Source organism: Streptomyces sp. BB1-1-1, from assembly GCF_031597775.1.
Classification (GTDB): Bacteria; Actinomycetota; Actinomycetes; order Streptomycetales; family Streptomycetaceae; genus Streptomyces; species Streptomyces thinghirensis.
The window spans coordinates 4,049,512-4,061,883 of sequence record NZ_CP134203.1 but is presented as its reverse complement, the minus strand read 5'-3'; the positions used below and the strand labels follow the sequence as shown (position 1 = coordinate 4,061,883).

Below are 12,372 nucleotides of genomic sequence, written 5' to 3'. Positions count from 1 at the left end.
GGCAACCCCCCTTCGCGGGCCCAGAGGCACGCCCCGCAGCCACCAGGCCGCCGTCCGGCACCCCCCTGCCGTACGGCGGCCTCCCGCGTGGACTCCCACGTGAAGCTCCCAGCCGACTCCCAAAGGACGGAACGTCATGACCGCTACCGGTACGCCGGCCGTCGCCAACGCCGCCGACTTCGACGTCATGCGCCGCAACGCGCACTCCGCCGCCGTCGCCTTCACCGTCGCCGAGGCCGCCGCGGACCCCACCGTCGCCGGCCACTACCCGGGCTTTCCGGTGCTGCCCGGCCTCTATCTCGTCGAGGCGGTCGACCGCGCCGTCCAGGAGTGGGCCGGACCGGCCCGAGAGGTCGGTCTGGTCGCCATGGACCGGTGCCGCTTCCGCCACCCCGTCCACCCGGGCGACCGGGTGTTCGCCGCCGCCGAGGTCACCGAGACGGCGGAGGGCTTGCAGGTCAAGGGCACGGTGACCACCAACCGTGGCCGGGTGGCCGATCTGCGGCTGCGGTACCGGATCGCGGCCGGCCCCGCATTTATAGGGCCGGGATAGCCGTGCCGACGAGGGTGGGCCCACCAGTCGGCTTCGAACGCAGGAGGAGTGGCACGTGATCTGCTTCGACGGGTACGTGAGCGGATTCCGGCGCCGGGTCGCGGAGCATCCGGACCGCACCGCCGTCCGCTTCGCCTCCGCGGACACCGCCACGGACGAGCTGGTCAGCTACGCCCGGCTGGACGTCGACGCCCGGTCGGTGGCCCAGTGGCTCGCCTCCCGCACCTCCCCCGGCCAACGGGTGCTGCTCGCCTTCCACCCCGGTACCGGATTCATCCGGGCCTTCCTCGGGTGCCTGTACGCGGGAGTGATCCCGGTACCCGTACCGGCGCAGGGCGGGCACAGCACGCAGGAGGCGCGCATCCACGGTATCGAGGCGGACAGCGGCGCGAGCCTGATCCTCGACGAGGCGACGCTCGAACAGGCCGTGGCGACCGATGTGCTCGGCTGGACGCCGCCCGCCGTACTGCCGCGGCTGCCGGCCTTCCTCCAGTACACCTCCGGCTCGACCAGTGAGCCCAAGGGAGTGGTGGTCTCCCACGCCGCCCTGGTCCACAACATCGAGCTGATGCGCACCAGCCACGGCTGGCACGGCGGGCAGACCTGGTGCAGCTGGCTGCCCGCGTACCACGACATGGGGCTCATCGCGATGATGCTCACGCCCCTCTACCTCGGCGGCACCGCGGTCCTGATGCCGCCCACCGACTTCCTCAAACGGCCCGTCTCCTGGCTGCGGCTGATCGACCGGACCGGCGCCGCCATCAGTTGCGCCCCGAACTTCGCGTACGACCTGTGCGCGCGGCGGCTGACCGACGACCAGGTCGCCGGCCTCGACCTGTCGCGCTGGACGCACGCCTGCAACGGAGCCGAGCCGGTCGACGCCGCGACCCTGGCCCGCTTCGCCGCCCGCTTCGCACCGGCCGGGCTGCGCCCCGAGGCGCTGCTGCCCGGCTACGGGCTGGCCGAGTCGACGCTGTTCGTGACCGGCACCCGGGTGGAGACACCCCCGGTGGTCACCGCGGTGGACGCCGCCGCCCTCGCCGCCGGACGCCTCACCGGGGCCCGCGCGGGCGCGACCGGACAGGAGCTGGTGAGCAGCGGCATCGTGCGCGGCCTGGAGGTGCGGATCGTCGACCCCGCGACGGCCCGGGTCCTCCCGGACGGGGAGATCGGCGAGATCTGGATCCGCGGCGAGAGCCTCGCGCAGGGCTACTGGGCGCGCGAGGAGGAGACCCGGCGCACCTTCGACGCCACCGCCGCCGGGCTGGGCGGCGGTTTCCTGCGCACCGGCGACCTCGGGGCCCTCTTCGGCGGCGAGCTGTACGTCACCGGTCGCATCAAGGAAATGATCATCGTGCACGGACGGAACCTCTACCCGCACGACATCGAGCGGGAGATCGGCGCCCTGGAGGAGGAGTTCGGGAACCTTCCGGCCGCCGCCTTCGCGGTCCCGCAGGGCCCGCACGAGGAGATCGTCGTCACCCAGGAAGTACGGGCGGGCCGCCGCGGCGAGGACGAGCTGCGGCACCTGGCGACCAGTGCGCGGACCCGGCTGGGCCGGCGCCTCGGGGTCAGGGTCGGCGCCGTCGCCCTGGTGCGGGTCGGCGAGGTGCGCCGCACCACCAGCGGCAAGATCCGGCGCACCCTCATGCGGGAGCTCTACCTCAAGGACGCGCTGGCGCACGCCGGGGCGCCCCGGACCCGGAAGGCGGACAGCCGGTGACCACGGCGGCCACGACAGCGACCACGGCCGGGGAGTGGTCCCCCTACGGGCTCACCGAGGAGCTGGAGGGCCGGTTCGGCGACCCCCATGACGCGGCCCTGGCCTTCTCCTTCGCCCGGCTCGGCGCGCTGGACCGGGCGGAGGCGTTCCCGGCCGAGGTGTGCCGGCAGCTCGACGCGCTCGGCCTGCCGAAGTGGTTCGTGCCCGCGCACCTGGGCGGAGAACTGCGCTCCAGCGAGGAGCTGCTGCAGATCATCCGCACGCTGGGCCGCCGCGACTTCACCGTCGCGCTCGCGCACACCAAGACGTATCTCGGCGCGGTCTCGGTCTGGGTGGGCGGCAGCGCTGAGCAGGCGGCCTGGCTGGCCGGGCGGGTCATGGACGGCGCGGTGGTCTCGCTCGCGCTGACGGAGCAGACGCACGGCAGCGACCTGCTGGCCGGCGAACTGACCGCCGAGCGCACCCGGACGGGCGGTTACCGGCTCGACGGCGAGAAGTGGCTGATCAACAACGCCACCCGGGCCGACCTGGTGACCGTCCTCGCCCGCACCGACCCGGCCGGCGGCGCCCGCGGCTTCAGCCTCTTCCTCGTCGACAAGTCCCGCCTCGCTACGGAGAGTTGGCGTCCGGTACCGGCGCTGCCCACCCACGGGGTGCGCGGCGCCGACATCAGCGGGATCGCCTTCACGGGCGCCGAGATCCCCGCGTCGGCGCGGATCGGCGCCGAGGGCGCGGGACTCGAGATCATCCTCAAGGGCTTCCAGATCACCCGCACGCTCTGCTCCGCGATGACGCTCGGCATGGCCGGACAGGCCCTGGGCGTCGCGGTCGCCTTCGCCGAGCGGCACGAGCTGTACGGGCGACGGCTCGCCGATCTCCCGCAGGCCGGCCGCACCCTCGCCGAGGCCTACGCCGACCTGCTCGCCGTGGAGGCCGTCAGCCTGGTCGCCACCCGCGGCATCCACACCCTCACCGGGGAACAGAGCGCCGTGTCGGCCGTCGTGAAGTACCTGGTGCCGACCGTCGGCGACCAGTTGATCGCCGGCCTGCGGCAGGTCCTCGGGGCGCGCGCCATGCTCGTCGCGGACCACGCGGAGGGCACGTTCCAGAAGATCGAACGCGACCACAGGATCGTCGGCATCTTCGACGGCAGCACCGTCGTCAACCTCAACTACCTCATCAACCAGTTCCCGGTCCTCGTCCGCGGCTGGCGCGGCGGGCACACCGACCCGGCCGGCGTCGCCGCCTCCGCCCGGCTCGACGCACCGCCCCCCGCGCTCGACCCGGGCGCCCTGACCCTGTACGCCCGGTCCGGCTGCAGCGTCGTACAGGCGCTGCCGGCCGCCGTCGGCCGGGTCCGGGACCGGGAACCGGACAGCGCCGTCGCCGCCCAGGCCGGGCGACTGCTCGTGCTGGCCGGGGAACTGCACGACGAACTCGCCGCCCACCGGCCCTCCGCCCGCGACGTGCCCGAACGGGCCTTCGCCCTCGCCCGCGACTACACGCTGCTCTACGCGGCCTCGGCCGCCCTGCACCTGTGGCTGGAGAACCCCGCCGGACGCTGGTCCGACAGCGGCTGGCTGGAAGCCGTACTCACCCGGCTGCTGCGGCAGCTGAGCGGTGAACCCGATCTCGACGACGTGGACGGACCGGCCCTGGACCGGCTGCTGCCGACCCTGCGCCGGCAGCACCGCGAAGGGCTGCTGTTCTCGCTGTTGCACTGCGAACTGGCCGAGGCCGCGGGCCGTCCGACCCAGGAGGGGTCATGAGCGAGACGATCACGCACGCACCCGGACCGCACGCCCCCGGACCGCTGCCCGCGACGACCGCGGCGGACCCGGACCACCGGGTGCGCACCGCCGCCCTCGAACGCCTCGTCGGGCCCGCCGGTGACCCCGACAACCCGCTGGGCACCGTCGCCGTGCTCGCCGCGGACGAACAGGGCGAACTGTCCGCCGAGGGCGAGCGGCTGCTCACCGGATACGGCCTCAACGCCGAGTTCGTGCCCCGCGCCCTGGGCGGCCGCTTCACCCAGGCCGACGGGTTCGCGCACCTCATGCGCACCGTCTTCCGGCGCGACTGCTCCCTCGGCATCGGCTACGGCGTCACCAGCTTCATCGCCGGACTGCCCGTCTGGGCGTCGGGCTCCGCCGCGCAGCAGCGGCGGGCCGCCGACATCCTGCTCTCCGGCGGCCGCGTCGTCGCCGCGTACACCGAACTCGCCCACGGCAGCGACTTCTCCCGCGTCGACCTCACCGCCACCCCGGTGCCCGAGGGCCTGCGGCTGCGGGGCGGCAAGCAGCTCGTGAACAACATCTCGCGGGCCGAGGCCGCCGTGGTGTTCGCCCGCACCAGCGACCGACCGGGCAGCCGCAGCCACTCCCACCTCCTGGTCGACCTCGACCGGCTGCCCGCCGACGCGGTGCGCCGCGACACCCGCTACCCGACGTCGGGCGTCCGCGGCTGCCTGCTCGGCGGCATCGAGTTCGACGACTGCCCGGTGCCCGCCGACTCCGTGCTCGGCACACCCGGCGGCGCCATGGAGACCGTGCTGCGCGCCTTCCAGGTGACCCGCAGCGTGCTGCCCGGCATGGTCGTCGGCATCGGCGACACCCAGTTGCGGGCCGCGCTCGGCTTCGGGCTCGGGCGACACTTGTACGGCCGGCCCGTCGCCCGGCTTCCGTACCCGCGCGCCACGCTGGTGGGGGCCTTCGCCGACCTGCTGGTGTGCGACGCCCTGGCCACGGTCGGCGCCCGGTCGCTGCACCTGCTGCCGGGCGAGACCAGCGTGCAGTCCGCCGCCGTGAAGTACCTGGTGCCCAAGCTGCTCCAGGAGTCCTCGTACCGCCTGTCGGTGCTGCTGGGCGCCCGCAGCTACGTGCGCACCGGCCCGTACGCCGTCTTCCAGAAGGCCGCCCGCGACCTGCCCGTGGTGGCGCTCGCCCACGCGGGCAGCGCCGTCTGCCAGGCCACGATCGTGCCGCAGCTGCCGCGGCTCGCGGAGCGCGGCTGGTTCCGGCCCGGGGCCGCGCCCCCCGCGGCGCTGTTCCGCCCCGGCGACCCGCTGCCGCCCCTGGACCTCGCGCGGCTGGAGCTCAACGCGCGCGGCCGGGACACCCTCGGCCGGGCCGTCACCGACACCGAGTACGACGACCCCCGCGTGAACGCCCTGGCCCGGCTGTTCGCCGGCGAACTGCGGGGCATCGCGCGCCGCGCCGCCGAACTGCCGCCCCGGGACCGCACGGTGCTTGCCTCGCGCCGCGGGTTCCTGCTCGCCGACCGGTACGCGCACGTGCTCGCCGCCGCGGCCTGTCTCGGCGTGTGGCGGCACGGCGACGGCCCGCTGCGCGATCCGGCCTGGGTGATCTGCGCCCTGCACCGGCTCGCCGACCGTCTCGGCCTGAAGCCGGGGCCGCTGCCCCGGGACGCGGCCGAGGAGCTCCACACGGAGCTGCTCCACCGTCACGAAGAGCACCTCACCTTCGACCTCATCCGCGCTCCGCTCGCCTGAGCGGGGCGCCGTCCCACGGGAGTTCAGCCATGTCCATCGCGTCCACCGGGCCCTCCGCGCCCGACACCGTCTCCGCCGCCGACATCCGCGGCTGGCTCGTCGAACGGATCGCCTTCTACCTGGAGTGCTCCACCGAGGAGATCGACGAGGACGCGCCGCTGGTCGACATCGGACTCGACTCGGTCTACTCGCTCACCCTGTGCGGCGACGTCGAGGACCGCTTCGGGCTCGCCGTCGAACCGACCATGGCCTGGGACCACCCGACCGTCGGCGCGATCACCGCCCACCTCACGGAAGAGCTGGCCAGGCGGTGACCGCCGCGCTCCCGCTCTCCGCGGGCCAGGAAGCCATGTGGTTCCTGCACCGGCTCGCCCCCGCCAGCGCCGCGTACAACGTGGTCCTCGGCGTGCGCGTGCACAGCCCGCTCGACGTGGAGCGACTGCGCCGCGCGGTGGCCGCCCTCGCCGGCCGCCACGAGCTGCTGAGCTCCGTGTACGAGGAGGAGGACGGGCAGCCGGTACGCCGGCCCGCGCCCGGCCTGCCCGTGCCGTTCGAGGTGCGCGAGGTGCCCGGCGGCACGGACGAGGAGGTGACCGCGCTCGCCCGCGAGGCCGGCGCCCGGCCCTTCGCGCTCTGCGACGCCTGGCCGTTCCGGGTCGTGCTGCTGCGCCGCGGGCCCGCCGACGCGGCGCTCGTGGTCGCCGCCCACCACATCGCGAGCGACGCCACCAGCCAGTGGCTGATGCTGCGCGACCTCCTCGACGCGTACGCCCTCGGCGGCGGGCCGCTGCCCGCCCCCGCCGTCCCGTACAGCCGGTACGTCGACCAGGAACGGGCGCTCGCCGACAGCCCCGCCCGCGCCCGCGCCGAGCGGTACTGGGCCGGGCTCGGCCAGGGCACCACCGCCGCGACCCTGACCCCCGACCGGCCCGCCACCGGACCCGCGGCGCTGCGCGGCACGACCTACGTCCACGCGCTCGCCCCGGATCTCGCCGCCCGGCTGCCCGACGCGGCCGCGCACGCCGGGGTGACCCCCTTCGCGCTGCTGCTCGGCGCCTTCCAGGCCGCCGTGCACCGCTCCACCGGGCTCGACGACTTCCTCATCGGCTGCCCCGCGTCCAGCAGGATCGGCAAGGGCACCGCCGACATGGTCGGCTATCTCGTCAGCTCCCTCGCCCTGCGCGCCCGGTTCGCCGCCGACACCACCATCGGCGACACCGTGAGCGAGGCCCACCTGGGCCTGCTCGCCGGCCTCGGGCGGCTGCGTCACCCCGTCCCCGTACCCAGGTTCGCGATGGCCGTGACACTGCTCGCGACCGACCGGCTGCCGGTGCCCGGACTGGTCGGCGCGGCGGAACCGACGACCTACGGAGGACTGCGGCTGTCGCTCATCGACCTCCCGCACATGGAAGGCCAGTTCGACGTCAACGTCGAACTGCGCAGCAGCGCGGACGGGCTGACGGTCGTCCTGCGCTACGCCGACGAGCTGTTCGACCGGGAGACCGTCGAGCGGTTCGCCGAGGTGTGCACCCGCATGATCGAGGCGGCGGTGGACGAGCCCACGGCGGTCGTCTCGCGCGTCCCGCTGGCCGCCGGCGACCAGCTCGCGGAACTGCTGAGCCTGGGCGACGGCCAGTACGACGACTGGTGAGCGCGGCACCGCCCCCCACCCCTCGGGGCCTCGGGATATAGGCCGTTTATGAGAAGGCGGTGCCAGCGTGAACCCACCACCCCTACCGACGAGGTCACCATCATGAATCAGGCAACCGGGGCCGGCCGACGGCCGTTGGTCGAACGGATCACCCACTGGAGTGTCCGAAACCGGAAACGGGCAGCCTTCGGCTGGCTGGGTCTGGTTGTCCTCATCATCGCGATCGGTGCGGGCCTGGGTTCCACCAGCCTCGACGAGCACGCGCCGGGTGAGACGGGCCGCGCACAGAAGATGCTGGACGACGCGGCCGTGTTCTCACCGCCGCAGGAGAACGTGCTGATCGAGGCGGAGGCGGGCGACCCCGCCTACACCGACAACCCGAAGATGCAGCAGGCGGCCACGGACGTCGCGCAGGCGCTGCGCGGACTCGGCAAGGACGAGACCGGCGCCAACTGGGCCTCCGACGTCGTCACGCCGACCGACGGCGCCGAAGCGGCCGAGAAGCTGGTGTCCGAGGACGGGCGTTCGCTGCTCGTCCGGTTCTCCGTGACCGGCTACTCGATGGAGCCGATGGAGAAGGCCGTCGCCGAACAGGCGAAGGCCCACCCGGGTGTCGACATCACGCAGACCGGCAAGGTCAGCGTCAGCCAGGCGATCGACAAGATCCAGGACGACGACTTCCTCCGCGCCGAGGTGCTGTCCATCCCGCTCACCGTGGCGATCCTGACCGTCGTCTTCGGCTCGCTCATCTCGGCCGGCCTGCCGGTGCTGATCTCGCTGGTCTCCGTCGTGGCGGCCATGGGCTTCCTGACGTTCTTCGGCAAGTGGATCGCGATCGGCGACTCCACCCCGTCGGTGGTGCTCCTGATCGGCATGGCCGTGGGCGTCGACTACTCGCTGTTCTACCTGCGCCGGGCCCGCGAGGAGCGCGCCGCCGGACACGACAACGACACCGCGCTCATCATCGCGGGCCGCACCTCCGGCAAGGCGGTCGTGGTCTCCGGGCTCACCGTCATGGTCGCGCTCGCCGGACTGTTCTTCACCGGCATCGAGACCTTCACCGGCATGACCGTCGGCACCATCGCCGTCGTCGGCATCGGCATGCTCGGCGCGATCACCGCGCTGCCCGCCATGCTGTCCTGGCTCGGCGAGCGCGTCGACCGCTGGCAGGTGCCGTGGCTCGGCGCCCGCCGCACCGTCGTCAAGGACTCCCGCGTGTGGGGCGCGATCGTGCGCAAGGTCGTCAAGGCCCCCGTGATCTGGGCCGTCGTCGGCGCGGCGGCCCTGGCCCTGCTCGCCGTACCCGCGCTCGGCATGAAGCTCTCCGACCCGGACCTCAAGCACCGGCTGCCCACCGACGTACCGGCATTGCAGGCCCTTGAGCGGGTCGAGAAGGCGTTCCCGGTGGACACGCAGCCGGCCGAGGTCGTGGTGCGCGGCACGGACCTGGACGGAGCCGCGGTCAAGTCCGCGATCTCCACGCTCAAGGAGCAGGTCGCCGGCAGTGACGGCAAGCTGATGGAGCCCGTCGAGGCCAGCCTGATCCCCGGCGGCGAACTCATGGTGGTGCGGGTACCGCTGGCCGGCGACGGCAAGAACGCCGAGTCCGTGGCCGCCCTGAAGGAACTGCGCGACAACGCGCTGCCCGCCTCGTTCGGCGAGGTCGACGGCCTGGAGTACGCGGTCGCCGGCGACACCGCCAAGCAGGAGGACTTCAACTCGGCGCTGGAGAACAGCGCCCCGTGGGTCTTCGGCTTCGTGATCGTCCTCGCCTTCGTGCTGCTCGCGGCCGCCTTCCGGTCGCTGGTGATCCCGATCGTGTCGATCGTCCTCAACCTGCTGTCGATCGGCGCGGCCTACGGCGTGCTGACCCTGGTCTTCCAGGACGGGCACCTGTCCTCGCTGCTCGACTTCCGCTCGTACGGCGCGGTGGTCAGCTGGCTGCCGCTGTTCATGTTCGTCACCCTGTTCGGGCTGAGCATGGACTACCACGTGTTCATCCTCAGCCGGGTACGTGAGTACCGGGGCCGGGGCATGTCCACCAAGCAGGCCGTGGTGGAGGGCATCACCAAGAGCGCGGGCGTCGTCACCAGCGCCGCCGCCGTGATGATCGCGGTGTTCTCGGTCTTCGCCACGCTCTCCGCCATCGACTACAAGATGGTGGGCGTCGGACTCGCGACGGCCGTGCTCATCGACGCCACCCTCGTGCGCGGAGTGCTGCTGCCGGCCGCGCTGACGATGTTCGGCGACGCGACCTGGAAGATGCCGCGCGCCCTGCGCTGGCTGCCGGGCGTCAGCCTGGAGGGCAGCGACGACGATCCCGCCCCCGCCCCCGCGCCGGCGGCCGCCCCGGACGCCGCGCCGCTGCCGACGGCTCCCCTCCAGGAGCCGGCCGGACAGACGGCCGCCACGCGCTGACGGCTCCTCCCTCCCCGGAAGAGCCCGCGAGAGCCCGCAGGAGCCGCACGCATCCGGCACGCGAAGGAGCCGGGATACGCCACAACCGGCGTACCCCGGCTCCTTTCGCGTGCCGGCCCGCGCCGTATAGGGGCTGTATAGCGGTCCCGCACAGAATTCGAGGGTCAGGTCAGAGGTTTTCAACAGTGCCTGCCACGAAGGGACAACCGTGCCCGAGAAACCGTACTCAGGAATTCTGTCGACCATCGGGAACACCCCTTTGGTCCACATGGAAAACCTGCTGCCCGGCTTCGGGTCCCAGGTCTACGCCAAGGTCGAGCGCTTCAACCCGGGCGGCAGCATCAAGGACCGGTCGGCGCTGAGAATGCTCGTCGACGCAGTGCGCAGTGGCGAACTGCGGCCGGGCGAGTCCGTCGTCATCGAGTCCAGTTCCGGCAATCTCGCGGTCGGACTCGCACAGATCTGCCGCTACTTGGGGCTGCGCTTCGTCTGCGTGGTCGACGGCAAGACCACCACGCAGAACCTCGCCATCCTCAAAGCCTTCGGCGCCGAGATCGAGGTCGTCACCGAGCGCGACGCGGCCACCGGCGAGTACCTGCCGTCCCGTCTGCGCAGGGTGCGCGAGCTGGTCGCGAGCACCGCGAACGCGTTCTGGCCCAACCAGTACGCCAACCCCCTGAACCCGCGCGCCCACGAGGTCACCATGCGGGAGATAGCCCGGTCCCTGGACGGCCGGGTCGACTACCTCTTCGCCTCGGTCTCCACCTTCGGCACCCTCAAGGGCTGCGCCGACCACATCCGGGACGCGGGTCTCGGCACCACGGTCGTCGCCGTCGACGCCCTGGGCAGCGCGATCTTCGGGCTGGAGTCGACGGTACGGCTCATCCCCGGGCACGGCGCCTCCGTGGTGCCGCCGCTGATGGACCCCCAGGCCGCCGACGAGGTGGTCCACATCTCCGACCTCGAATGCGTCGCCGCCTGCCGCAGGCTCGTCGCCCGCGAGGCGATCCTGGCCGGCGGCTCGTCCGGGGCGACGGTCGCGGCCTTGCGGAAATACGCGGAACACATTCCGGACGGGTCGAATTGCGTGCTCATTTTCCCGGACGGCGGCGACCGCTACCTCGACACCATCTACTCCGACGACTGGGTGCACCGGAATTTCGGCGAGGTCTCCCATCTCTGGAAGGACTGACTTCCCATGATTGTCATCCGGCACGCCGATGTCGAGAGCATCCTCAGCGGCCGCGAGGCGGACAACGTCCGCACCGTCGCCGAGGCCTACCGGCTGCACGCCTCCGGGCAGACCGCGGTCCCGCACTCCGTCTTCCTGCGTTTCCCCGGGCACGACCGGGACCGCATCATCGGCCTGCCGGCCTACCGCGGCGGTGACCGCCCGGTGGCCGGAATGAAGTGGATCTCGTCGTTCCCGGCGAACATCGAGTCGGGGCTGCAGCGCGCCAGTGCCGCGATCCTGCTCAACTCGCTGGCCACGGGCCACCCCGAGGCGCTGGTCGAGGGCTCGGTGATCTCCGCCATGCGCACCGCGGCCAGTGCCGCGCTCGCCGCCGAGCTGCTGACCCGCGACGCCCGCCCGGCCGGTGTCGCGCTGATCGGCTGCGGCGTCATCAACCAGGAGATCCTGCGCCATCTGCGCGCGGTGCTCCCGGAGCTGACCGAGGTCACGCTGTTCGACCGGGCGCGGCCCCGCGCCGAGGAGTTCGCCGGCCGGCTCGCCGCCGACGCGCCCGGCCTGCGGGTCGCGTACGCCGACACCCTCGACGAGGCGCTCGGCGCGCACCCCCTGATCTCCTTCGCGACCACGGCGGGAGTGCCGCACACCGGCCTCGACGCGGTGCGGCCGGGCTCGCTGGTGCTGCACGTCTCGCTGCGCGACCTGCACCCCGAGGCGCTGCTCGGCGCCCACAACATCGTCGACGACGCCGACCACGTGTGCCGCGAGCGCACCTCGCCGCACCTGGCCGAACAGCTCACCGGCGACCGGGACTTCATCGATGCCTCGATCGGCGAGCTGCTCAACGGCGAGCGGGAGTTCGTCCGCGTCCCGGGCCGGACGACGGTCTTCTCGCCGTTCGGGCTCGGGGTGCTCGACCTGGCCCTCGCCGCCGCCGTGTACGACACGGCGGCCGCCAAGGGCCTGGGGGTTCGGGTCGACGGCTTCCTGCCGCCGCCCGCCGCCTGAGTACACCCACGCACCACCCACCACCGGGCGTCCGCCCGACCACCCTCCTAAGGAGCAGACATGGCGACCGAGCCGACCGACGACCGCACCTACCGCGTCGTCCGCAACGACGAGGACCAGTACTCGATCTGGTGGGCCGAGCGCGACCTGCCCGCCGGCTGGAGCGCCGAGGGCACCGAGGGCACCCGCGAGCAGTGCCTCGCCCGGATCGCCGAGGTCTGGACGGACATGCGCCCGCGCAGCCTGCGTGAGCGCATGGAGGCCGACGCGGCCTGACCCGCCCCCGCCCCGCCCCCCACACCCTTCCTCCGCACCT

The 12,372-nt window shown here is 73.1% G+C and carries 9 protein-coding genes and 1 pseudogene; all 10 read left to right on the top strand.

Features of this window, described 5'->3' with window-relative positions:
* Nucleotides 1-136: 136 nt before the first annotated feature.
* A complete protein-coding gene (locus RI578_RS18535; protein WP_310872107.1) occupies nt 137-553 on the top strand; it encodes a MaoC/PaaZ C-terminal domain-containing protein in 417 nt (138 codons plus the stop codon).
* 55 nt (nt 554-608) lie between these two features.
* Nucleotides 609-1,757, top strand: a pseudogene (locus RI578_RS18530) (AMP-binding protein); the annotation flags it as partial.
* Nucleotides 1,758-2,272: 515 nt separating this feature from the next.
* Nucleotides 2,273-4,045 (top strand): acyl-CoA dehydrogenase family protein, encoded by a 1,773-nt coding sequence (locus RI578_RS18525; RefSeq protein WP_310872105.1) that lies wholly within the window; start codon nt 2,273-2,275, stop codon nt 4,043-4,045.
* Nucleotides 4,042-5,787, top strand: a complete 1,746-nt coding sequence (locus RI578_RS18520; RefSeq protein ID WP_310872104.1) for an acyl-CoA dehydrogenase — start codon at nt 4,042-4,044, stop codon at nt 5,785-5,787. The genes RI578_RS18525 and RI578_RS18520 overlap by 4 nt, the downstream gene beginning before the upstream one ends.
* Before the next feature lie 29 nt (nt 5,788-5,816).
* Entirely contained in the window at nt 5,817-6,101 is a 285-nt protein-coding gene (locus RI578_RS18515; RefSeq protein WP_310872103.1) for an acyl carrier protein, read from the top strand.
* The gene (locus RI578_RS18510; RefSeq protein ID WP_310872102.1) at nt 6,098-7,438 is read left to right on the top strand and encodes a condensation domain-containing protein; all 1,341 of its coding nucleotides are present in this window, start codon (nt 6,098-6,100) and stop codon (nt 7,436-7,438) included. The genes RI578_RS18515 and RI578_RS18510 overlap by 4 nt, the downstream gene beginning before the upstream one ends.
* 102 nt (nt 7,439-7,540) lie before the next feature.
* Nucleotides 7,541-9,856, top strand: a complete 2,316-nt coding sequence (locus RI578_RS18505) for an MMPL family transporter (RefSeq protein ID WP_310872101.1) — start codon at nt 7,541-7,543, stop codon at nt 9,854-9,856.
* 208 nt (nt 9,857-10,064) lie between these two features.
* On the top strand, nt 10,065-11,048 hold the full coding sequence (gene sbnA / locus RI578_RS18500; RefSeq protein WP_310872100.1) for a 2,3-diaminopropionate biosynthesis protein SbnA: 984 nt from the start codon (nt 10,065-10,067) through the stop codon (nt 11,046-11,048).
* Between the two features lie 6 nt (nt 11,049-11,054).
* Complete coding sequence (gene sbnB / locus RI578_RS18495) at nt 11,055-12,056, top strand: 2,3-diaminopropionate biosynthesis protein SbnB (protein WP_310872099.1); 1,002 nt, start codon at nt 11,055-11,057, stop codon at nt 12,054-12,056.
* Between the two features lie 60 nt (nt 12,057-12,116).
* Nucleotides 12,117-12,332 (top strand): MbtH family NRPS accessory protein, encoded by a 216-nt coding sequence (locus RI578_RS18490; RefSeq protein WP_121748250.1) that lies wholly within the window; start codon nt 12,117-12,119, stop codon nt 12,330-12,332.
* Nucleotides 12,333-12,372 lie beyond the last annotated feature (40 nt).